We start from the raw sequence: 20,643 nt of genomic DNA on the forward strand, positions 1-20,643 counted from the left end.
ATTTTTTATACTTTATTCTTGGAAGAATGGCAAATTGGTATTATTTTAATATCAAAGAAAGACCGGTCACCACCGCCACAGGGCAGACGTGAAGGGGAGACGCACAATGAACAGAATCAAAGTCCGCAATCTCTCGCCGGATGCCGACAGGGACCAATTCTATCATTACAGCCTGAGCGGACTGGACAATTACTGGCTGGCACCGGGCCTGTTTGAGATCAGCGAGGATGGTGATCTGCGCCTGCTTGCGCTGGACAATATCCATGCAGCCATCGGCTTGCATCTTTGCAGGTTGCGGCGGCCACTCGGCCCGCGCGAAATCCGGTTCCTGCGCGGTGAAATGGCCTTTTCACAGACCGACCTTGGACGTCTGCTCGGCTACAGCGACAAGCAACGCGTCGCGGCGGCGGAAAAACGCACCGAACGCCGCAAACCGCTGGCACCGACCGCAGACATGCTGCTGCGAAGCCACTATCTAGGCATGCTTGGCAAGCATGACCTTGTTGGTGATGATTACAGAATGGCGGCCATCGCAATGAGCGAGGCGCTTAACCAGCCCTTGCAGACAGTGGTGGCGACCGATCACCTGCTGGCGGCGTAATCCCCCTCACCCGCCGAACGGGTCGGTGACGAGGATCGTGTCGTCGCGTTCCGGGCTTGTCGAGAGCAGCGTCACCGGCGTGCGGGTCAATTCCTCGACCCGGCGGATATATTTCACCGCATTGGCCGGCAGTTCGGCCCAGCTGCGCGCCCCATAGGTGCTTTCCGACCAGCCGGGCATTTCCTCATAGACCGGTGTGCAGGCGGCCTGCGCCGCCGCATCGGACGGGAAATGGTCCAGCATCTGGCCGTCCACATCGTATCCGGTGCAGATCTTCAACGTCTCGAACCCGTCGAGAACATCCAGCTTGGTCAGCGCCATGCCGGTGATGCCGGCCACCGCGTTGGCCTGGCGTACCATCACCGCATCGAACCAGCCGCAGCGGCGCTTGCGCCCGGTAACGGTGCCGAATTCGCGGCCACGCTCGCCCATCCGGTCGCCATCGGCACCGAAATCCTCGGTCGGGAACGGGCCGCTGCCGACCCGCGTTGTATAGGCCTTGGTGATCCCCAGAACGAACCCGATATTGGTCGGGCCGGTGCCGGCGCCCGTCGCCGCCTGACCGGCCACCGTGTTCGACGAGGTGACAAAGGGATAGGTGCCGTGGTCGATATCCAGCATCACGCCCTGCGCGCCCTCGAACAGCACCCGCTTGCCGTCGGCACGGGCCGCTTCAAGCACCCGCCAGCTCTGCCCGGCAAAGGGCAGGATCTGATCGCGGATGGCCAGCAGCCCGGCCAGCATTTCCTCGGGGTCGACCTCGGCCTCGCCGGCGGCCTTCAGCCAGACATTATGATGCGCCGCCAGCGCCGCCAGCTTGGCCCGCAGCGTGTCCTCGCTTGCCAGATCACCCAGCCGTACGGCACGCCGCGCCACCTTGTCCTCATAGGCCGGGCCGATGCCGCGCCCGGTGGTGCCGATCTTGCCACTGCCGCGCATCGCCTCGCGGGCATGGTCGACCGCCTGATGCAGCGGCAGGATCAGCGCCGCCGTATCGGATACGACAAGACTGTCCGGCGAAATGGCCGCGCCCTGGCCGCGAAGCTGGGCAATCTCGGCAATCAGATGATGCGGGTCGATGACAACGCCATTGCCGATGACCGACAATTTGCCGGGCCGCACGATGCCGGATGGCAGCAGCGACAATTTATATTCAACCCCCCCAATGACCAGCGTGTGGCCGGCATTGTGGCCGCCCTGAAACCGGACCACCACGTCGGCGCGACTGGAAAGCCAGTCAACGATCTTGCCCTTGCCCTCATCGCCCCACTGGGCGCCGATTACGGCCACGTTTGTCATGCTGATACCTGTCCTGTGGGAATGTCATGGGCATGGCGCCGCAGCGACGCACAAACGGCGACAGTGATAGCCAAAAATCGCCGCCCCGGCAAGCCGCCCCGCATCACCGGCAGGGCGGATGCGCGATGCCACGCCGAATCATGCCGCTGGCCCGGTCAGGCGAAATGCAGCATGTCGGCACGCACCACCTGGGGCAGTTTGCGAAGTTCGGCCATCACATCATTGTCGATTTTCTGATCAATCTCGACAAGCGCGATCGCCTCGCCACCGGCCTCGCGCCGGCCAAGATGGAAGGTCGCGATATTGATGCCGTGACGTCCACACAGGCTGCCGAGATCGCCGATGAACCCCGGCTTGTCGTAATTGCGCAGATAGAGAAGCGTGTCCGGGAAATCGGCCTCGACAGGGATCGACTGCACCTCGACGATCCGGGCCTTGTCACCACCGACCAGCGTGCCGGCGATGGTCCGGGTGCCGTTGGCATAGGTCACGGTCACGCGAAGCAGCGTTTCATAGTCGCAGCGCCGTTCATGCCGTACCGTCGACAGCGCGATGCCGTTCGAGGCCGCCAGCGCGGCGGCGTTCACCATATTGACCGAATCCATCACCGGACCCAGAAGACCGGCCACCGTCGAGGCCACGACCGGTTCCGGGTTCAGCCCCGCCGCCTTGCCGTCGAATTCGATGCTGACCGAGGTCAGTTCCGGGCTTTCAACCTGGCCGAGGAACGCCCCCAGCTTGCGGCCAAGCTCCATATAGGGTTTCAGGATCGGCGCTTCCTCGGCAGATACCGAAGCCATGTTCAAGGCGTTGGTCACAGCGCCATTCACCAGAAAATCCGCCATCTGTTCGGCCACCTGAAGGGCGACCTTTTCCTGGGCCTCGGTCGTGCTGGCCCCCAGATGCGGCGTGGCGATGACATTGTCCATGCCGAACAGCGGGTTCTCGCGCGCCGGTTCGGTTTCAAACACATCCAGCGCGGCCCCGGCGACATGACCATTCGCCAGCGCCGCCGCCAGCGCCAGCTCGTCGACCAGCCCGCCACGCGCGCAATTGACGATCCGTACCCCGGCCCTGGTCTTGTTCAGCGCATCCGCCGACAGGATGTTGCGGGTCTGCTCGGTCAGCGGGGTATGGAGGGTGATGAAATCGGCCAGTGCAAGCAGCTCGTCAAGCTCGACCTTTTCGACGCCGATGCGGCGTGCTGTTTCAGGGGTCAGGAACGGATCATAGGCAACGACCTTCATCTTCAGCCCCTGCGCCCGGTCGGCGACAATCGACCCGATATTGCCACAGCCGACAAGGCCAAGCGTCTTGCCGGTGATCTCGGTGCCCATGAACCGGGATTTTTCCCATTTGCCGGCCTGGGTGGATTCGTTGGCAGCCGGTATCTGGCGCGCCAGCGCCAGGATCATCGAAATGGCATGTTCCGCTGTCGTCACCGCATTGCCATGCGGGGTATTCATCACCACCACACCGCGCGCCGTCGCCGCCGGAATATCGACATTGTCGACCCCGATCCCGGCACGGCCGACAACCTTCAGATTGTCGGCGGCGGCCAGAATCTCGGCCGTCACCTTGGTGGCGGACCGGATCGCCAGCCCGTCATACGCGCCGATGATGGCGGCAAGCTCTGCCGGGTCAAGGCCGGTTTTCACATCAACCTCGACGCCGCGAGCTTCAAAAATATCGACAGCCCGGGGGCTGAGCTTGTCGCTGATAAGTACCTTTGGCACGGTATCGTCCTTCCTGACGCACAGCGTCATCTGCAATTTCCGGTAGGGGTGCCCGGCACGGCCGCGTGCCGTCTGCCGGGCATGTCTGTTCGCTCAGGCCGCGGCCTGCCGGTGGTGCGCGCGGGCGGTTTCATAGGCCCAGTCGACCCAGGGTAGAAGCCGCCTGATATCCTCTGGATCCACGGTGGGACCGCCCCAGATCCGCAGACCCGTCGGCGCGTCGCGATAGGCATTGATGTCAACCGCGACACCCTCTTCCTCGAGCCGTGTCAGCATCGATTTGACAACCGCCTTCTGTGTCGCTGCATCCTGAGCGGTGAACCAGGCATCATTGATCACCAGACACAGCGCTGTCGGCGACATCGTGGCCGCCTCACGCGCCAGCGGCGCAAAATAGGCGGTGTCGGCAAGCCAGCTCCGGTAATGGGCAAAGCTTTCCTCGACGCGCGCGATCAGGCCCCTTGCCCCGCCAAGCGTTTCGGCCCAGCGCAGCGTGTCAATGGCATCCTCGATTACCAGCATTGACGGGGTGTTGATGGTCGCCCCTTCGAACAGCGCGGTATCAAGCCCGCCCTTTTTGTGCAGCTTCAGCACCTTTGGCACCGGCCAGGATGGCTGATGGCTGTTCACCCGGTCGACGGCGCGCGGCGACAGGATGATGACACCGTGCCCGCCTTCGCCGCCAAGGGCCTTCTGAAAGCTGAATGTCACCACATCCAGCTTGTCCCACGGCATCTCCATCGCAAAGACAGCCGATGTCGCGTCGCAGATGGTCAGACCGCCGCGATCATCCGGGATCCAGTCGCCACCCGGAACGCGAACGCCCGATGCCGTACCATTCCAGGTAAACACAACGTCATGGTCGAAATTGACCTTCGACAGGTCGGGAAGATCGCCATACTCCGCCTCGTGGCAGACCAGCGGGTCCAGCGTCAGCTCGCCCGTGGCATCCTTGATCCACGCCTTGCCGAACGCCTCCCAGCCAAGAACGTCGACACCGCGCGCGCCAAGAAGCGACCACATCGCCATCTCGACAGCGCCCGTGTCCGAACCGGGAACAATGCCGACAAGATAGTCGTCGGGCAGCCCCAGGCTGGCATGGATCATCGACAGACATGTCTGGATGCGGGATTTGGGATGGGCGGCGCGGTGCGAGCGGCCAAGCGAGGCGGTATCGAGCGCGTCCGGGGTCCATCCTGGCCGTTTGCGGGTTGGTCCCGTCGAAAACAGCGGCGAATCCGGTCTGGTGGCCGGCTTGGGTACGGTGGTCATAACGCCCTCGTCAATAATGTTGCCACCCGTTGGGGGGTGACGGCCCACGCAGAAGATGGGCCAGAGGGCGCGGCAGGTCAACCGCCGATCCGGATTCGGCGTGAAAGATTTTGCTTTTGTTTAACAGATTGTTTTTATTGAGCTTCAGAAGCTTTGGATTCGATGAGCAAAATTATTTCAGCAATCGTGCTGTCGACAAGCGGCTCGTCATCCGCCTCGACCATGATCCGCAGCAGCTGCTCGGTACCGGAGGCGCGCACCAGCAGCCGCCCCTTGCCGGCAAGGCCGGATTCAATTGCCGCCAGCCCGGAAACCACCGCCGGGCGTTCAAGAACCGACCGGTCCACCCCGCGCAGATTCTCCAGCTTCTGGCATTTCGGGGTAAAGGCGTGGAACAGCTTGCTTGCCGGCCGGTCGTCATTGGCCAGCAGCCGCAGCATCTGCAGGGCCGCGATCAGCCCGTCACCGGAGGTGCTGAGCGAGGTCATCAGGATATGGCCCGAGGATTCCCCGCCGAGATTGATCCCGTGGCTTCGCATGGCCTCCAGAACATAGCGGTCGCCAACCCTTGTGCGGTGCAGGGCCAGCCCCAACCCGTCGAGAAACGGTTCAATACCGCCATTCGTCATCATCGTGCCGACAATGCCGCCGCCGGTCAGCCTTCCCGCCGCCTGCATCTCGCGGGCCAGACAGGCCAGCACCTGATCACCGTCAATGACAGCCCCGCCTTCATCAACCAGAATCAACCTGTCGGCATCACCATCAAGGGCAATGCCGATATCGGCACCTGTGTCCCTGACCTTGTCCGCCAGCTGTTCTGGATGAACAGCGCCGCAGTTCTGGTTGATGTTGAACCCGTCGGGTTCATTGGCAATCACGACAACCTCGGCACCAAGGTCGCGAAGCGTGTCGGGGGCGGTCCGGTAGGCCGCGCCATTGGCACAGTCGACAACAACCTTCAGCCCGTCGAACCTGACATCGCTTGGCAGCGTTGATTTCGCGAATTCGACATACCGGCCCACCGAATCCAGCATTCTGGCGGCGCGGCCAAGATCGGCAGGTGCCGACAATTCTATCGATCCGGCGGCAAGGTCGGAGATCCCCGTCTCGATGTCATCGGCAAGCTTGTAGCCATCCGGGCCAAACAGCTTGATGCCATTATCCTCGAACGGATTGTGGCTGGCCGAAATCATCACCCCGAGATGCGCCCGCAGGGACATTGTGAGATAGGCGACCCCGGGCGTCGGCATCGGCCCCAGAAGACGGCAGTCCATGCCGATCGAGGTAAAGCCGGCAACCAGCGCGGCCTCGACCATATAGCCGGACACCCGCGTATCCTTGCCAATCACGACCAGCGGCCTGCCGGTCCGGCCTTCGGGATTGTTGTCGATGAACCAGCGGCCTGAAGCCAGCGCCAGCCTGACAATGGCCTCGGCGGTCATGGCACCGGTATTGACCCGCGCCCGGACGCCGTCTGTTCCAAACATCCCCGCCATCGGCTTCCTTCTCCGTAAAATCACGGTTCCCGCCACAATAGGATCAGGACCAAGCTTTCTCAAGCCGCTATATGCTTGCCGTCAGTGCCATCTGAATGGCCAGCGCCTGTCTTGTTTCGGGCACGTCATGAACGCGGACAAGCTGGCATCCCTGCGCCACCGCCGCCATCGCCAGACCCAGCGAGCCGGCAAGCCGCTGATCCGCCGCCTCGCCTGCCGACAGGCTGGCAATGGATGATTTGCGGCTGACCCCGACAAGGATCGGCACACCAAGGCCGTGGAACATCGCGGTCCAGCCAATCAAAGACAGATTATGGGCCGGTGACTTGCCAAAACCGAACCCCGGATCGATGGCAATCCGCTCGCGCGGGATCCCGGCACGCACGGCGTCGGCGATCCGCTGTTCAAGGAATTCATAGATTTCAGCAGGCGCGAACCCGTATCGGGGATCCTGCTGCATCGTCTCGGGTGTACCCTGCATATGCATGATGGCCACGGCACAGCCACTGGCCGCCGCGGCATCCAGCGCGCCTTCACCGCGCAACCCGTTCACATCATTGATGATACCGGCACCGGCAGCCGTAGCGCGCGTCATCACCTCGGCGTGTCGTGTATCGATCGACAGCACCGTGCCGGCAGTCTTCAACCCGGCGATCGGTGGCAATACCCGCGCCAGTTCCTGGTTGCGGGTCACGGGATCGGCACCGGGGCGCGTGGATTCCCCCCCAATATCGACAATAGCGGCACCGGCCTCGATCATCGCCCGGCCGGCGGCAACGGCCCGCGCCGGCAGATTATGCTGCCCCCCATCGGAAAAGCTGTCAGGCGTGACATTGAGAATGCCCATGATCGTCGGCTGGTCCAGCGCCAGCCCCGCCCAGTCGGGCCGCCTGTCTGTCAGCCGGTCGATCATTGACGACGCCAGGTTCCGGTCACCGGCGATTGCCATGACCGCATCAAGGGGGTGCCGCGACACGCTGTAGCCTGCCGCATCACGCTGCAGGATGTCGACAACATCGAATGACGCCCAGCCACCGGCAAGCCGATGCGTGCCTGCCGGTACCGGGACAGGCCGCAGCCATGTCGGAACGGCGAAAGGCGGCGCTTTTGGCGCCGCCAGTCGTATCAGCTCGGTGGTATCTGTCACGTCAGCCAATGACCCAGCCGGTTATTGCGGGGACGCAGGCTCGTTGCCGGGCGTCTTTGGCCGGCCTGTGCCCGGTATCGAGGCACGCTTGCGCTTGGCCCGCGGTGTCTCGACATCATCGGCAGGGTCTTCGCGGGACAGCGTCCCCCCCTCGACAATGATCTTGATCTCGTCGCCATTCAGCGTTTCATATTCAAGAAGCCCCTGGGCCAGCCGTTCCAGCTCGTCATGATGTTTTTTCAGGATCTTCATGGCGTCGCCATAGGCTTCGTCGACGATCCGCCGCGTTTCGGAATCAATGATCGACGCGGTGGCATCGGACACGTTTTTCTGTTGTGACACCGACCGGCCAAGAAAGACTTCCTGCTCGTCGGCGTTATAGGCAAGAAAGCCCAGCTTGTCCGACATGCCCCATTCGGTAACCATCCGGCGGGCCATATCGGTGGCCATCCGAATATCCGACGAGGCGCCTGTCGTCACGCGCTCTTCGCCAAAGATCAACTCCTCGGCAATACGGCCACCACAGGCAACACGCAGATCGGCATAGATCTGCTGGCGCGCCAGTGAAATCCGGTCGCCTTCGGGAAGGCGCATAACCATACCAAGCGCGCGGCCGCGCGGGATGATGGTTGCCTTGTGGATCGGATCGGAGGCCGGACAGTGAAGCGCCACAACGGCGTGCCCCGCCTCGTGATAGGCGGTCAGGCGCTTTTCATCGTCGGTCATCACCATCGACCGGCGCTCCGACCCCAGCATGACCTTGTCCTTGGCCTCCTCGAATTCCTGCATCGACACGGTACGGCGTCCCTTGCGCGCGGCAAGAAGCGCCGCCTCGTTCACAAGGTTGGCAAGATCGGCGCCGGAAAATCCGGGCGTGCCGCGGGCGATGATGCGGGCATCCACACCTTCGGCAAGCGGCGTCTTGCGCATATGGACCTTTAGGATTTTCTCACGCCCCACCACATCCGGGTTCGGCACCACCACCTGGCGGTCGAAACGGCCCGGACGAAGCAGCGCCGGGTCAAGGACGTCCGGACGGTTGGTCGCGGCGATCAGGATCACACCCTCATTCGCCTCGAAACCGTCCATCTCGACCAGCATCTGGTTCAGGGTCTGTTCGCGTTCATCATTGCCGCCGCCAAGGCCGGCACCGCGATGCCGTCCCACAGCGTCGATTTCATCGATGAAGATGATACATGGCGCGTTCTTCTTGCCCTGTTCGAACATGTCGCGGACCCGGCTGGCACCGACACCGACAAACATTTCGACAAAGTCCGAGCCGGAAATGGTGAAGAACGGCACATTGGCCTCGCCGGCGATGGCCTTGGCAAGAAGCGTTTTACCGGTACCCGGCGGCCCGACAAGAAGGACACCCTTCGGGATCTTGCCACCAAGGCGCTGGAACTTGCCGGGATCCTTCAGGAATTCGACAACTTCCTCAAGCTCGGTCTTGGCTTCGTCGATACCGGCGACATCCTCGAAGGTGACACGTCCCTGATGTTCGGTCAGCAGCTTGGCGCGCGACTTGCCAAAGCCCATCGCGCCGCGCGAGCCGCCCTGCATCTGGCGCATGAAGAACACCCAGATGCCGATGAACAGCAGCATCGGGAACCATGACAGCAGGATCGACAGGAAGCTCGGCATGCCGCTGTCTTCCGGGCTTGCGATGATGCGGACATCATTGGCGTCAAGAACCGCGACCACGTCGGTGCCTTCCGGCATGACCGAGGTGATCACACGTCCGTTCTTCGCGGTGCCCTTGAGATTGCGTCCGTCGATCACAACCTCGACCACCTGCTGGCTTTCCACCTCGGCGATGAAGTCGGAATAGGCCAGCTGGCTGCCGGGCGTGCTTGATGACGGGCTCTGGAACAGGTTGAACAGCGCCAGAAGCGCGGCGCCGAAGATCAGCCAGATAATGATGTTTCGACCCATGTTGTTCATGGTTTCAACTTTCCTTCAAACAAGTGTTTCGTCATGTGCCAGCCGATGATCGCTGGCATGACCGGAAATCAATTTCGATATGTCGGCAATGGCAAGAAACGTGCCGTTGCGTTGGTAATGCTGTTGTCTCCCATATCCCTAGTTTGTAAGTGGGGGTAAATCAAAGCCCCGTCAAGGGTTTCAAGCACCGGCATTGCACGTCTTGCCAGCGACGGAAGCGCACACCAGCCGGGCGTCTGCATCCAGTCACGCGCCGCGCCGCTGCCAGCACGGCCAAGATGCCGGACGACGCCGTCCACGGGGCTGGCAATATCCCATATGCCGGCAAAGACCACCCGCTGCCCGGCCCGCACATGCAGACGCTGCGGACGCCGCCCGGGCTCGGCCGTGACCAGCCAGTCGCCGCCATCAGGCGAGACACGCGCCCCGCCCAGCGTTGCCGCCCTTTTGACCGCCAGCCGCGCCACAAGCCGGTCCAGCGACTGCCGTGACGGTGGCGGTGACGGGCGTGCCACCTGCCCGATCACATGGGCCAGGAGACGCGCCCCGATGGCCGGGGGCAGCCGGTCGATGGAACCCGGCAGGCGCGCAAAGCCCGCCGGCTGGATGACCGGCAGACAGTCGGCCCCTGCAAGCCCCCGAAGCAAGGCGTTGTCTATATCGCGGGCAGCACGCGCAAGACGGGCCAATTGATCCGACATCGCACTGCCCCGGCCGGCCATCAGCGCCAGACCCTGGCGAATCCGCACCCGTTCAAACCGCCTGTCCAGATTGCTTGGATCCTGTTCAAACACCAGCCCGCGCACCGCACAGAAATCGACAAGCGCCGCCGCCGGCATGTCGAGAAACGGGCGAAGCACCATCACCCCGTCACGAAGCGACACCCGCGCCATCCCGGCAAGACCGGCAAGGCCGGACCCCCTGGAAAGTCGCATCATCACGGTTTCAGCCTGATCGCCGGCATGATGACCAAGCAGCAGACAACCCCGGTCGCGGCGCGCCCGTGCCAGCATCAGGGCGTAACGCTGGCCGCGTGCCCAGGCCTGAAGGCCGGTCGCAGGTGCGCCATCCTGAACGGTCAGAATTTCAGCGTCGAGCCCGATATCACGCATCCTGTCGGCAACACGCCGGGCCTCGACCGTGCTGTCGTCTCGAATCCGATGATCGACAATCAGCGCGGTATGTCGCAATCCGTGCTGTGCGGCATAATCCCGGGTCAGACAGGCCAGCGCCGTGCTGTCGGGACCGCCGGACAGCGCGGTGAACAGATGTGTGGTGGATTCATCATGGCCCCGACACAGATCGAGGCAGCGCCGCATGGCACTGGCAAATTCTGCCGCAAGCGCGGCCCCGGACCGACCTGCAGGGGCGGCATCAGCCACCGCAGTTGGCGGCCTCGCTCAACGCGGCAAGCCGTTCGGTCAGCCGCTGCGACGGCTCCGGCACAACGCTTGGCAGTTGACGGTAGATATCACAGGCCTGTTCCGGCGGCGCAAAGCGCGACACCGATTCAGCCACCCAGATCGTGGTGTCGTTCAGGCGGGCATCCTCGGGATAGGCACGGCTGAATTCGGAAAAGGTCAGCGCCGCCTGTTCGAACTGACCGCGCAGGAACTGGATCCGGCCAAGCCAGAACAGCGAATCTGCCTCACGCGGATGGCCGACATTGAACTGGCGGAATTCGGCAAAGGCAAGCTCCGCCGTTTCAAGATCGTTCTGCATCGCCCGCTGAAGCGCAAAATTATACTGCTCCTCGGGTGAGGCGTCTGGCAGGATTTCGGGCTTTGGGGGCTGTGCCACGACGGGTACTGCAGGTTGCTGGGTCGGCGCGGCCGGCTGCGACATGGCGGGCGCCGCCGACGCCAAAGCACCGCCCGGCGTTCCGTCAGATGGCGCGCCGCCGGCGGTTGCACCAGCGGTTGCACCGGTGGCCGCGTTGGTGCCGGCAGCAAGCGTGCCGTCATTGCCGGTGTCTGCCGGCTGTGGCTGCTGGGCACCGGAGGCAAGCTGTTCGTTCAGCTTCGATGCGCTCATCTGCCATGTAATCTCACCGGTGCTGGTGTCACGCTGCATTGACACCTCCGGCGTATCACCGGCCGCGATGGTGTCGTCCTGTACCGCCGCACGGGCCAGCTCGTCACCGCCGAGATTCATCAGGGTCTGCAGCCGCTTTTCCATCCGCAGAAGACGGAATTCCATGTCCGAAGTGATTTCCAGCGTCCGTTCCATACGCCGGCTCGCCATCGAGACCGCGTCGGCAAGACGTTCAACCTGGTCCCGAAGGTCGCGAAGCTCGGCAGTTGTCGCGGTTTCACCACTCGACGCATTGTTGCCAAGCTGGGTGACCTGCATCTTCAGGTTCCGGATATCGATTTCCATCTGTCCGCGCATGTCCCGAAGATCGGTTTCCAGCATTTCCAGACGCTGGTTCTGGCGGGTCAGCAATACCGATGTATTCGCAGACCCGGTATCACCGGACGTTGTCGAAAGTCCTGCGCTATTGTCGCGCGTTTCCTGGGCCGAGGCCGGGAGCGCGGCAAGCGCGGCAACAACCAGACCGCCCGCGATCGCCGATGTTATCCTGGAACCGGAACGCGGAACCAGACGGGTGACCAGATCAAGGAGTACACCAGTGATCACCTTGGGGCTGGAGCCGGATTTCAACCCGGATTTCAACCCAGATTTCAACAACAAACGCGCGTGCATGTGACGATCCTTTCGTCAACGGGACATACAGGTCTGATTAGGGTGTAACGCGGCTTTGAGGCACAATTTTGGCAAAAAAAGAGGAGCGCGGGGGCTCCTCTTCCGATCTGGTTCTGTCCGGCAGTGACCTGTGCCACCGCCGGAAATACCCGATGCGCTAGTTGATCACCGTGGCTGCACGACGGTTCTTCGACCAGGCAGATTCGGTGGAACCGGCCATGGCAGGACGTTCCTTGCCGTAGGAAATGGTCCGGATCCGGGCCGAGTCGACACCCTGTGCAAGCAGGAAGTCACGGGCAGCGGTGGCGCGACGCTCGCCAAGGGCAAGGTTGTATTCACGCGTGCCACGCTCATCGCAGTGACCTTCAATGGTAACGGTCAGCGCCGGATTGGCATTCAGGAATGCCGCCTGACGCATCAGTGTGCCTTCGGTGTCGGCTGTCAGCGCCGCGCTGTCATAGCCGAAATAGACCGTGTTGCCGATCGCGGCGAGAGCCTCGGCGGCGGTTGCCTTGTCGGAAGCACCACCAGAGCTGGCAGATGAACCCGAACTGCCGGAAGAACTGGCGCTGCCGGAAGAGCTGGCGCTGCCGGAAGAGCTGGCGCTGCCGGAAGACCCGGAGCTGGCAGTGGTCGAAGCAGACGATGCCGCGCTGGACGACGTCGAGTCGCCGCTGCTGTCAGCTGTCGTCTGTGATGCGGTTTCGCAAGCGGCAACGAAAAAGGCGACTGCCACAAGTGCAATCAGGCGGTGCAACATGTTAATGCTCCCTGTATTAGGTCCGGCCGTATTAAGTCCGGGTATCAGTTCCGGCTCACTCTCGACCCGGCTTACCGAATGTTTCTGTATATTGGCTGACTTTACTAGCCACACTGCCGAGTTTGTCCCTGCAGGACCCCCCAAAAAAACAGATATTTAGCCAACCTTTTCGGTTCCGGTTTCGCCGGAGCCTCAAATCCTTGTCATTTACTAACCCAAAAAACCTTGCAATGGAAACAAAAACTCCGGTTCAACAGGGCATAAAACCTCAATTCCAGCCGAACATGCTACCGACGCAGTGGTGACCATGCCGGATCGGAGGCATCCGACGGGGTGATGATGCGCCGCTCGTTGTAGCCTGTGATATCGACCCGATACAGCGCGGTCTTGCCGCCGCTGCCATCAGCCTTGAAGCGTTCCTGCTTGTAATACATCAGAACGCGCCCGTTCGGTGCCCAGGTCGGCCCTTCGACCAGAAACCCTTCGGCAAGCAGTCGTTCACCGGTGCCGTCAATATTCATGATGCCGATATAGAAGGTGCCCTTGTGCATCTTCGTGAACGCAATGATGTCGCCTCGCGGTGACCATACCGGTGTTGCATAGCGGCCCTCGCCAAAGCTGATCCGTTTGGTGCCGGTGCCATCGCTGTTCATCACATAGAGCTGTTGGCGGCCGGCCCGGTCGGATTCAAAGACCACACGGCGGCCATCGGGCGAATAGGAGGGCGCGGTGTCGATCGAGCCAGATTTGGTCAACTGCCTGATATCCTGGGTCCGAAGGTCCATCTCGTAGATGTCGGTCAGGCCGTTCTGCGCCCAGCTCATGATCAGCTTGTCACCCTTCGGCCCGAAACGCGGCGCAAAGGTCATGCCGGGAAAGGATCCAAGCCGTTCGCTGCGGCCGGTGCGGATGTCCTGGATATAGACATTCGGCTCTTCATTGAAATAGTTCAGATAGGCGATTTCCTGTGTGGTCGGCGAGAACCGCGGCGTCAGCACCAGATCGAGACCACTGGTCAGATATTTGTGGTTGTGCCCATCCTGGTCCATGATTGCCAGACGCTTGATGCGGCTGGCCTGTGGGCCGGACTCGGCGACATAGACGATCTGGGTGTCGAAATAGCCTGAGTCGCCTGTGAATTCCTCGTAAACAAGGTCCGCGATCTTGTGCGAAAGCTGTCGCAGGGCGTTCGGGTCGGCGCTGCCGGTGCCTGAACTGAGGTCGCGTTCTGTCACCACGTCCCACAGCACGAAATCGACCTGCAGCTTGCCATTCTCATCGACAATCGCCGATCCGACGAGAAGGCCCTTTGCGCCAAGCGGTGCCCAGTTGGCAAAATTCGGCTTCATCGCCGGTGATCCCGGCGGCGCAATAAAGGCCGCGCTGTCGATCGGCTCGAAAAGGCCCGAACTCAGCAGGTCGTTGGAGATGATGGTGGCAATCTCGCGCCCCTCATCGGTGACGCGCCCGTCAGCGCCGGTGAAATCGGCAATCGCGATTGGTGTCGGGGCAACCATGCCCTCGGTAATCTCGATACGAAGCTGTGCCACCGCGCTTTCGGCCAGCATCAGCATGGCGACAAGCAACGCGGCAAGACGCCTGACAAGGGTGAAAGGCGCAAACCGACCGTGACCAGGGACTGTGAAGCAAACCGGCATCATCTGAATAAGCCCTACCTTGAAATGAATTTCGGGTTGAACTCGAAGGTGAATTCCTTGAGCTGATCATATTTCTGCGGCGGTATGGGAAGTGGCGAACAATCCACAATCGCCCGCTGCGCGGCAATTGCCGACGCCTTGAAATAGGAATCGAGATTGAAACGCAACGTGTCCTCGATCACTGCTTTCAGAACTTCTCCGTCCCTATTCACCGACACAAATATGTCAACAATAAGGGTGTCGTTTCCAGCCGCGCCAAGCGGCGGCTGCCAGCATTTCGAGACATGCTGCTGAATGCGGGCGACATCGTCGATGCCGACCGGCGCAATGCTCTTCTCTGGCGGGGCCTTCACCGCGTTGCCGGCCACGGCTGACAGCGTTTTGGTCACCGTATCGGCGGCAACCTTGCGTTCCTGGGTCTTGCGCGCCTGCTCGGCATCATCGGCGGCAATCTTCGCTTCAGCCAGGTTCTGCAATACACCGGACGCGGCATCGGCGCGCTTCTTCGTATCCTTCACCATCTTGTTGATCTGGCTTGCCAGCGCGTCATTCGCCTCGGCCTTTTGCGGTGGCGCGGGTTTTGCCGTCTGCACCGGCTTGGGTGCCGGCTTTGGCGTCGGCGGCGCAGGCCGGTCCGGCCGCTGCGGCTTGGCCACAGGCTTCATCACCGGTTTCGGCTTGGCCTTCGGCTCCACCTTGGCTGCGGGCTTTGGCTTCGGCTTGGGAATGTCGATCCTGGCAAGCTTCGGCTTTGGTGTCGGCTTGTCAGGCAGCACTTCGGCCGACGGATCCTCCGCCGGGGCCTCAGGTGCCGGTTCCGGCTTGGGTGCCGGGGCCGCAGGTGCCGGGGCCGCCGGTCGTGGCGGCGGCGGGGGCGGCGGCGGTGGAGGCGGCTTCTTGGCCACGGTCGCCGTCTGCTCCTGCTTTGCGGTGCTTGGCTTGTCGCCTTCGATCAGATTGGTTTCCGGCACGGTGCGGACGACCTCGAGGCGCACCAGCGGCATTTCCTCGGGCAGGTCGCGGCCAAGCATCGGAATGCCGAACACCAGAAGCAGGGTGAACACCACATGCACACCTACCGAAATGATGAAGGGACGCGGGATCATGATCGGGGTGCGGCTCCGCTCATCAAGGCTCTGGTTATCAACGCTCTGGTCATCAAGGCTCTGGTCATTGTGGCTCTGGCAATCTGGCGACCAGGGCCACACGCTCGAACCCGGCGGCCTGGATACGACCCATCACACCAAGCACCTCGCCATAGGCCACAGCTTCATCCCCGCGCACAAAGATCCGCACCTGCGGATTGGCCTCGGAAATGGCCCGAAGACGCGGCACCAGCTTGTCGCTCTCGACCTCGGTTTCCTGAAGATACAGTGTGCCGTCCGATTTGATCGATACCACCAGCGGCGCGGCATCCGCGTTGATCTGACCGGCCTTTGTCTTTGGCAGATCAACCTCGACACCGACGGTCAGCAGCGGCGCTGTGACCATGAACACAATCAGCAGAACCAGCATGACATCGACAAAGGGTGTCACGTTGATCTCGCCCATCGGACGATGACGACGGCCGGTGCGCGACCTGTTGACCGACATCCCCATCAGCGACCACCTTCGTCAAGCTGGCGCGCCAGAAGGGTCGAGAATTCCTGGGCAAAGGTTTCCAGCCTGCCGCCGACACGATCCAGGTCTCCGGCAAATTTGTTGTAGGCGATGACGGCGGGGATCGCCGCCGCCAGACCAAGCGCCGTTGCGAACAACGCCTCGGCAATGCCGGGCGCAACGACAGCCAGGCTGGTATTTTTCGACTCGGCGATCGACTGGAAGGAATTCATGATTCCCCAGACGGTGCCGAACAGCCCGACAAAGGGGGATACAGACCCGATCGAGGCCAGAAAATTCATTCCCCGCTCGAGGCGCTCCATCTCGCGGGTGATGGTAAAGGTCATCGACCGCTCGACGCGGCCAAGCAGCGACGCCCGCAGATCCGACCGCGCCGCGGTGGCAAGACCGCTTGCCTTGGCCCGGCGCCATTCGCGCATCCCGGCAACAAACACCCTTGTCATGGCATCGCGCGGGTCGCCGCCAATCTCGTCATACAGCGCGTCAGCCGAACCACCCGACCAGAAAGCATCCTCGAACTGGGTGGAATGACGTCTTTCATTCCGGACTGCGGTGACTTTCTCGAAGATGATTGCCCAGCACCAGATCGACGCCAGAACAAGCAGGAGCATCACCGACTTGACCAGCGGGTCGGCCGCCAGAAACAGCCCCCAAATGGTAAGATCAGAACTCGAATGCGCTACAAAACTGTCAACAGATTCCATCTGTGAACCTCATGCCACCCAGCACCCGTGCGGGTGACACATACCGCCAGACATGCACCAGGCGGCGCTATGGGCCGGCGGCGGTGTCGGGGGGCATGCTGGCCCGCAATCTGTCGGCAACGACGCTGGGAATCCGCCGGGGCCGTCTGCCACCATCCTTGCTGGTGGCAACGCACACTATGTCGACGAGAAGTCGGGCAAGAATGTGGCCATCCTCAAAATTCATGATCGACTGATCAAGCTGCATCGAGGCACCGCGCAACATGTTCATCCGCGTTTCGACCCGCAGCGCGGCCCCAAGCCCGGCCGGCATCAGATAGTCGATATTCAGCCGCCGCACGACCAGTATCGCCCCCTCAAGCGGCGGTCCGGCATCGCCGGCAAGTGCTGTTTCCTGATTGATCCCGATCAGACGCAGATAGGACGACCGCGCCCGTTCCGCAAAGGCCAGATAATTGGCGTGATAGACGATGCCTCCGGCGTCTGTATCCTCGAACTGCACCCGCAGCGGATAGTGGTGACAGCCATCGGCAACCCAGCCGTCAAGCCGCGCCGTCATATCGTCGGGCGTGCCGGTATCGGCGTCACGATCACGCATCATCACCAATATCGGTCAGCATATCCAGCTGCCTTGTCGCGCTCGGCGGCGGCGTCAGGCCAAGATAGGCCCATCCGGCATTCGACAGGCACCGCCCGCGCGGCGTGCGCATCAGCAGCCCCGTCTGCAACAGATAGGGTTCGATCACCTCTTCCAGCATGTCCCGCTGCTCGGCAAGCACCGCGGCAAGCGTCTCGACACCCACCGGACCACCTGCGTAATTGTCCGCCAGACACCCCAGATATCGCCGGTCCATCGCATCAAGACCGGCGGCGTCCACCTCAAGGCGCTGCAAGGCCGCATCTGCCACCGCAGCCGTAACTTCATCACAGCCTTCCACCGTGGCGATGTCGCGAACACGGCGCAGCAGCCTGCCGGCAATGCGTGGCGTGCCGCGGGCCCGGCCGGCAATTTCCAGCGCGCCGTCGGGGGCCAGTGCCATGTCAAGGCGCCTTGCCTGGTTGGCAAGGATCACCGCCAGTTCCTCACGGCCATAGAATTGCAGCCGCATCTGGATGCCGAACCTGTCCCGGAGCGGCGTTGTCAGAAGGCCGGCGCGCGTTGTCGCCCCAACAAGTGTAAAGGGCGGCAGATCAATCCGCACCGAACGTGCCGACGGCCCTTCTCCGATGATCAGGTCAAGCTGGAAATCCTCCATCGCCGGATAGAGAACTTCCTCGACCGCCGGGTTCAGACGATGGATCTCGTCAATGAACAGGACATCGCGTGGCCGCAGATTTGTCAGCACCGCCGCCAGATCGCCGGCCCGGGCAATGACCGGACCGGAGGTGGCCCGGAACCCGACACCAAGCTCGGCCGCGATAATCTGTGCAAGCGTTGTCTTGCCAAGGCCGGGCGGACCGTGAAGCAGGCTGTGGTCCATCGCCTCGCTGCGGTCCCGCGCCGCCGCGATAAAGGTTTCCAGATTGGCGCGTCCCCCGCCCTGGCCGATAAAGTCGGCCAGCCGTTCGGGGCGCAGGGCATGATCGGCACGCTCGGGCGCCTCGCCACTTACCAGCCGTTCGTCATCCTGCGCCATCTAGTGCCTCATTTCCTGCTGCCACATTTCCTACTGGCCCATTTCCTGAAGCGCCGCCGCGATCAATGCCGACAGATCATCCTCGGCCGCACCGGCCATGCGGGCACGTTGCAGCGCCGCATGCGCCTCGGCGCGCCCATAACCAAGATTGACCAGCGCCGACATGGCATCCGCGCCAATCGACCCCGCCACACCGGCCACAGCCGTGCCGGCACCGGCCATCGCCACCCCGCCACCCGATACCGGCAAGGCCCCGATCTTTGCGGCAAGTTCGTTCACCACCCGCAGCGCCAGCTTTGGCCCAACGCCGTCGGCACGCGCCACCATCGCCTTGTCGCCGGCCATAATGGCACCCGCAAGATCATCCGGCGTCAGCACCGACAGGATGGCCATCGCCGCCTTCGCGCCCACACCCTGGACCGTTACCAACAGCCGGAAGGCCTCGCGTTCCGCCGCATCGCCAAACCCGAACAGGGTCATGCTGTCCTCGCGCACCACCATCTCGGTCAGCAGCGTCACCACGCCGCCGTCAAGCGACAATAAAGCCTGGGTCTTGCCGGAAACCGTGACGGCATAGCCGACCCCCCCGACATCGATGATCACCAGCCTGTCATCGATCTGGACAATGGCACCCCGAAGCTGTGCAATCATCATTCGCCTCCCGTCCGGCCGGCGGCCCGGCCCGCATCCCGCGCCAATGCCGCTTCAATTGCCCTGTCCAGCCCCGAGCCGGCACCTGCGGGTGCCACATCACCTGCCGGGGCGCTGCCATCATGCCCCGCCGCAATGGCAATCGCCAGCGCATCGGCGGCATCGGCATTGACCGCCTGGATAGCCAGAAGCCGTGTCACCATGGCCGACACCTGCGCCTTTTCGGCGGTGCCGGTGCCGACAACGGATTTCTTGACCCGGCGCGCCGCAAGTTCCCGCAATGGCAGCCCTGCTGCCGCGCATTGCATCATGGCAACGCCGCGCGCCATCCCCAGCTTCAACGCCGACGCCGCGGACCGGGCCACGAAAATCTCTTCAATGGCGGCGCAATCAGGGTGATGCAGATCGATGACCGCGGCGAGTTCGGTGGCGATGACATGCAGACGCACACTGTCGGAAGATTTCGGGTCGGGTTTGATCACCCCGTTGGCGACATGCGTCAGCCTGCCATCAACCAGCGTGATTACGCCCCATCCGGTGTTGCGAATGCCTGGATCAATGCCGAGGATCTGCATCCGCCCCCATCCCGTCAGGCCAGCTTGGCCAGGATCTCGTCGGAAATGTCGAAATTCGACGAAACATTCTGGACGTCATCATTGTCATCCAGCGTGTCGAGCAGCTTGATCAGGGTTGTCGCCTGATCCTCGCTGACGTCGATGGTGTTCTGCGGCTTCCAGACAAGACCCGCTTCGGACGGCGCGCCGAAACGCTCTTCAAGGGCCTCGGCAACGCTGTTGTAATCCTCGGTTGCGCAGGTGATCTCGTGACCATCATCATCGGATTCGACATTGTCCGCGCCGGCCTCGAGCGCCGCCTCGAACATGGTATCGGCGTCGGTTGCATCGCTGGCATAGATGATCTGGCCAACACGGTCGAACATGAAGCTGACCGACCCGGTCTCGCCAAGCGAGCCGCCGAACTTGTTGAAGGCGGCGCGCACTTCGGATGCGGTGCGGTTCTTGTTCTCGGTCATCGCCTCGACAATCAGCGCGGTGCCGCCGGGGCCATAGCCCTCATAGCGGATCTCATCATAGATCTCGCCCTCGCCGCCTTCCGCCTTTTTCAGGACACGTTCGATATTGTCCTTCGGCATGTTGGCGGCGCGCGCCGCGGCAAGCGCGGTTCGCAGTCGCGGATTTGCCGTGGCATCCGTGCCACTGCGCGCGGCGACGGTCAGTTCCTTGATCAAACGCCCGAAAATCTTCGCGCGCTTCTTGTCCTGGGCGCCCTTGCGATGCTGGATATTCTTGAATTTACTGTGGCCTGCCATGATCGTGCAATCTTTGTTCTACGGTCGGTCTAGCTGTCAAAACGCTGCGCGGTGGCGGTCAATCGGCCACCCGCCCCGTTGC

At 62.4% G+C, this 20,643-nt stretch carries 19 protein-coding genes; 1 reads left to right on the forward strand and 18 read right to left on the reverse strand.

The genetic code is table 11. The features are described from left to right. Positions 1 to 106: 106 nt before the first annotated feature. Positions 107 to 601, forward strand: a complete 495-nt coding sequence (locus tag AB3X55_07565) for a hypothetical protein (GenBank protein MEX0503438.1) — start codon at positions 107 to 109, stop codon at positions 599 to 601. A 6-nt stretch (positions 602 to 607) separates the two neighbouring features. Here AB3X55_07565 and AB3X55_07570 read toward each other — a convergent pair whose 3' ends face one another. From AB3X55_07570 to AB3X55_07655, 18 genes are all read right to left on the reverse strand, one after another. Further along, positions 608 to 1,900 (reverse strand): adenylosuccinate synthase, encoded by a 1,293-nt coding sequence (locus tag AB3X55_07570; GenBank protein MEX0503439.1) that lies wholly within the window; start codon positions 1,898 to 1,900, stop codon positions 608 to 610. Between the two features lie 155 nt (positions 1,901 to 2,055). Then, on the reverse strand, positions 2,056 to 3,636 hold the full coding sequence (gene serA / locus AB3X55_07575) for a phosphoglycerate dehydrogenase (GenBank protein MEX0503440.1): 1,581 nt from the start codon (positions 3,634 to 3,636) through the stop codon (positions 2,056 to 2,058). Between the two features lie 93 nt (positions 3,637 to 3,729). Further along, positions 3,730 to 4,908 carry a phosphoserine transaminase gene (locus AB3X55_07580; GenBank protein ID MEX0503441.1) on the reverse strand — a complete coding sequence of 393 codons (1,179 nt, stop codon included), beginning with the start codon at positions 4,906 to 4,908 and terminating at the stop codon, positions 3,730 to 3,732. A 134-nt stretch (positions 4,909 to 5,042) separates the two neighbouring features. Then, the gene (gene glmM / locus AB3X55_07585) at positions 5,043 to 6,404 is read right to left on the reverse strand and encodes a phosphoglucosamine mutase (protein MEX0503442.1); all 1,362 of its coding nucleotides are present in this window, start codon (positions 6,402 to 6,404) and stop codon (positions 5,043 to 5,045) included. A gap of 67 nt (positions 6,405 to 6,471) precedes the next feature. Further along, a complete protein-coding gene (gene folP, locus AB3X55_07590; GenBank protein ID MEX0503443.1) occupies positions 6,472 to 7,551 on the reverse strand; it encodes a dihydropteroate synthase in 1,080 nt (359 codons plus the stop codon). A 21-nt stretch (positions 7,552 to 7,572) separates the two neighbouring features. Then, entirely contained in the window at positions 7,573 to 9,495 is a 1,923-nt protein-coding gene (gene ftsH / locus AB3X55_07595; GenBank protein ID MEX0503444.1) for an ATP-dependent zinc metalloprotease FtsH, read from the reverse strand. Between the two features lie 68 nt (positions 9,496 to 9,563). Then, positions 9,564 to 10,877 (reverse strand): tRNA lysidine(34) synthetase TilS, encoded by a 1,314-nt coding sequence (gene tilS / locus AB3X55_07600; GenBank protein MEX0503445.1) that lies wholly within the window; start codon positions 10,875 to 10,877, stop codon positions 9,564 to 9,566. Further along, the gene (locus AB3X55_07605) at positions 10,870 to 12,201 is read right to left on the reverse strand and encodes a hypothetical protein (GenBank protein ID MEX0503446.1); all 1,332 of its coding nucleotides are present in this window, start codon (positions 12,199 to 12,201) and stop codon (positions 10,870 to 10,872) included. Before AB3X55_07605 ends, tilS begins: the two co-directional genes overlap by 8 nt. A 157-nt stretch (positions 12,202 to 12,358) precedes the next feature. After that, positions 12,359 to 12,961: a peptidoglycan-associated lipoprotein Pal gene (pal, locus tag AB3X55_07610; GenBank protein MEX0503447.1), complete on the reverse strand. Its 603-nt coding sequence runs from the start codon at positions 12,959 to 12,961 to the stop codon at positions 12,359 to 12,361. Positions 12,962 to 13,248: 287 nt separating this feature from the next. After that, positions 13,249 to 14,622, reverse strand: a complete 1,374-nt coding sequence (gene tolB, locus AB3X55_07615; GenBank protein MEX0503448.1) for a Tol-Pal system beta propeller repeat protein TolB — start codon at positions 14,620 to 14,622, stop codon at positions 13,249 to 13,251. Between the two features lie 11 nt (positions 14,623 to 14,633). Further along, the gene (locus tag AB3X55_07620; protein ID MEX0503449.1) at positions 14,634 to 15,725 is read right to left on the reverse strand and encodes a hypothetical protein; all 1,092 of its coding nucleotides are present in this window, start codon (positions 15,723 to 15,725) and stop codon (positions 14,634 to 14,636) included. Positions 15,726 to 15,789: 64 nt separating this feature from the next. Next, positions 15,790 to 16,218 (reverse strand): protein TolR, encoded by a 429-nt coding sequence (tolR, locus tag AB3X55_07625; GenBank protein MEX0503450.1) that lies wholly within the window; start codon positions 16,216 to 16,218, stop codon positions 15,790 to 15,792. Continuing rightward, positions 16,218 to 16,943 (reverse strand): protein TolQ, encoded by a 726-nt coding sequence (gene tolQ / locus AB3X55_07630; protein ID MEX0503451.1) that lies wholly within the window; start codon positions 16,941 to 16,943, stop codon positions 16,218 to 16,220. Before tolQ ends, tolR begins: the two co-directional genes overlap by 1 nt. Before the next feature lie 67 nt (positions 16,944 to 17,010). Next, positions 17,011 to 17,544, reverse strand: coding sequence for a YbgC/FadM family acyl-CoA thioesterase (locus AB3X55_07635; GenBank protein MEX0503452.1), 534 nt, complete (start codon positions 17,542 to 17,544; stop codon positions 17,011 to 17,013). After that, on the reverse strand, positions 17,534 to 18,580 hold the full coding sequence (gene ruvB / locus AB3X55_07640) for a Holliday junction branch migration DNA helicase RuvB (GenBank protein ID MEX0503453.1): 1,047 nt from the start codon (positions 18,578 to 18,580) through the stop codon (positions 17,534 to 17,536). Before ruvB ends, AB3X55_07635 begins: the two co-directional genes overlap by 11 nt. A 30-nt stretch (positions 18,581 to 18,610) precedes the next feature. Beyond that, positions 18,611 to 19,234, reverse strand: coding sequence for a Holliday junction branch migration protein RuvA (gene ruvA / locus AB3X55_07645; GenBank protein ID MEX0503454.1), 624 nt, complete (start codon positions 19,232 to 19,234; stop codon positions 18,611 to 18,613). Continuing rightward, entirely contained in the window at positions 19,231 to 19,806 is a 576-nt protein-coding gene (gene ruvC, locus AB3X55_07650) for a crossover junction endodeoxyribonuclease RuvC (GenBank protein ID MEX0503455.1), read from the reverse strand. Before ruvC ends, ruvA begins: the two co-directional genes overlap by 4 nt. A 14-nt stretch (positions 19,807 to 19,820) precedes the next feature. Beyond that, a complete protein-coding gene (locus AB3X55_07655) occupies positions 19,821 to 20,561 on the reverse strand; it encodes a YebC/PmpR family DNA-binding transcriptional regulator (protein ID MEX0503456.1) in 741 nt (246 codons plus the stop codon). Between the last annotated feature and the right edge of the window lie 82 nt (positions 20,562 to 20,643).

The sequence above is a fragment of the Alphaproteobacteria bacterium LSUCC0719 genome (genome assembly GCA_040839025.1).
GTDB lineage: Bacteria > Pseudomonadota > Alphaproteobacteria > Puniceispirillales > Puniceispirillaceae > UBA8309.

Excerpts from the sequence above, each read along its gene's own strand:
- AB3X55_07565 (MEX0503438.1), top strand. The coding sequence starts at position 107 with ATGAACAGAATCAAAGTCCGCAATCTCTCGCCGGATGCCGACAGGGAC.
- AB3X55_07570 (MEX0503439.1), bottom strand. The coding sequence starts at position 1,900 with ATGACAAACGTGGCCGTAATCGGCGCCCAGTGGGGCGATGAGGGCAAG.
- AB3X55_07580 (MEX0503441.1), bottom strand. The coding sequence starts at position 4,908 with ATGACCACCGTACCCAAGCCGGCCACCAGACCGGATTCGCCGCTGTTT.
- glmM (MEX0503442.1), bottom strand. The coding sequence starts at position 6,404 with ATGGCGGGGATGTTTGGAACAGACGGCGTCCGGGCGCGGGTCAATACC.
- ftsH (MEX0503444.1), bottom strand. The coding sequence starts at position 9,495 with ATGAACAACATGGGTCGAAACATCATTATCTGGCTGATCTTCGGCGCC.
- AB3X55_07605 (MEX0503446.1), bottom strand. The coding sequence starts at position 12,201 with ATGCACGCGCGTTTGTTGTTGAAATCTGGGTTGAAATCCGGGTTGAAA.
- pal (MEX0503447.1), bottom strand. The coding sequence starts at position 12,961 with ATGTTGCACCGCCTGATTGCACTTGTGGCAGTCGCCTTTTTCGTTGCC.
- tolB (MEX0503448.1), bottom strand. The coding sequence starts at position 14,622 with ATGATGCCGGTTTGCTTCACAGTCCCTGGTCACGGTCGGTTTGCGCCT.
- AB3X55_07620 (MEX0503449.1), bottom strand. The coding sequence starts at position 15,725 with ATGATCCCGCGTCCCTTCATCATTTCGGTAGGTGTGCATGTGGTGTTC.
- tolR (MEX0503450.1), bottom strand. The coding sequence starts at position 16,218 with ATGGGGATGTCGGTCAACAGGTCGCGCACCGGCCGTCGTCATCGTCCG.
- tolQ (MEX0503451.1), bottom strand. The coding sequence starts at position 16,943 with ATGGAATCTGTTGACAGTTTTGTAGCGCATTCGAGTTCTGATCTTACC.
- AB3X55_07635 (MEX0503452.1), bottom strand. The coding sequence starts at position 17,544 with ATGATGCGTGATCGTGACGCCGATACCGGCACGCCCGACGATATGACG.
- ruvB (MEX0503453.1), bottom strand. The coding sequence starts at position 18,580 with ATGGCGCAGGATGACGAACGGCTGGTAAGTGGCGAGGCGCCCGAGCGT.
- ruvA (MEX0503454.1), bottom strand. The coding sequence starts at position 19,234 with ATGATGATTGCACAGCTTCGGGGTGCCATTGTCCAGATCGATGACAGG.
- ruvC (MEX0503455.1), bottom strand. The coding sequence starts at position 19,806 with ATGCAGATCCTCGGCATTGATCCAGGCATTCGCAACACCGGATGGGGC.
- AB3X55_07655 (MEX0503456.1), bottom strand. The coding sequence starts at position 20,561 with ATGGCAGGCCACAGTAAATTCAAGAATATCCAGCATCGCAAGGGCGCC.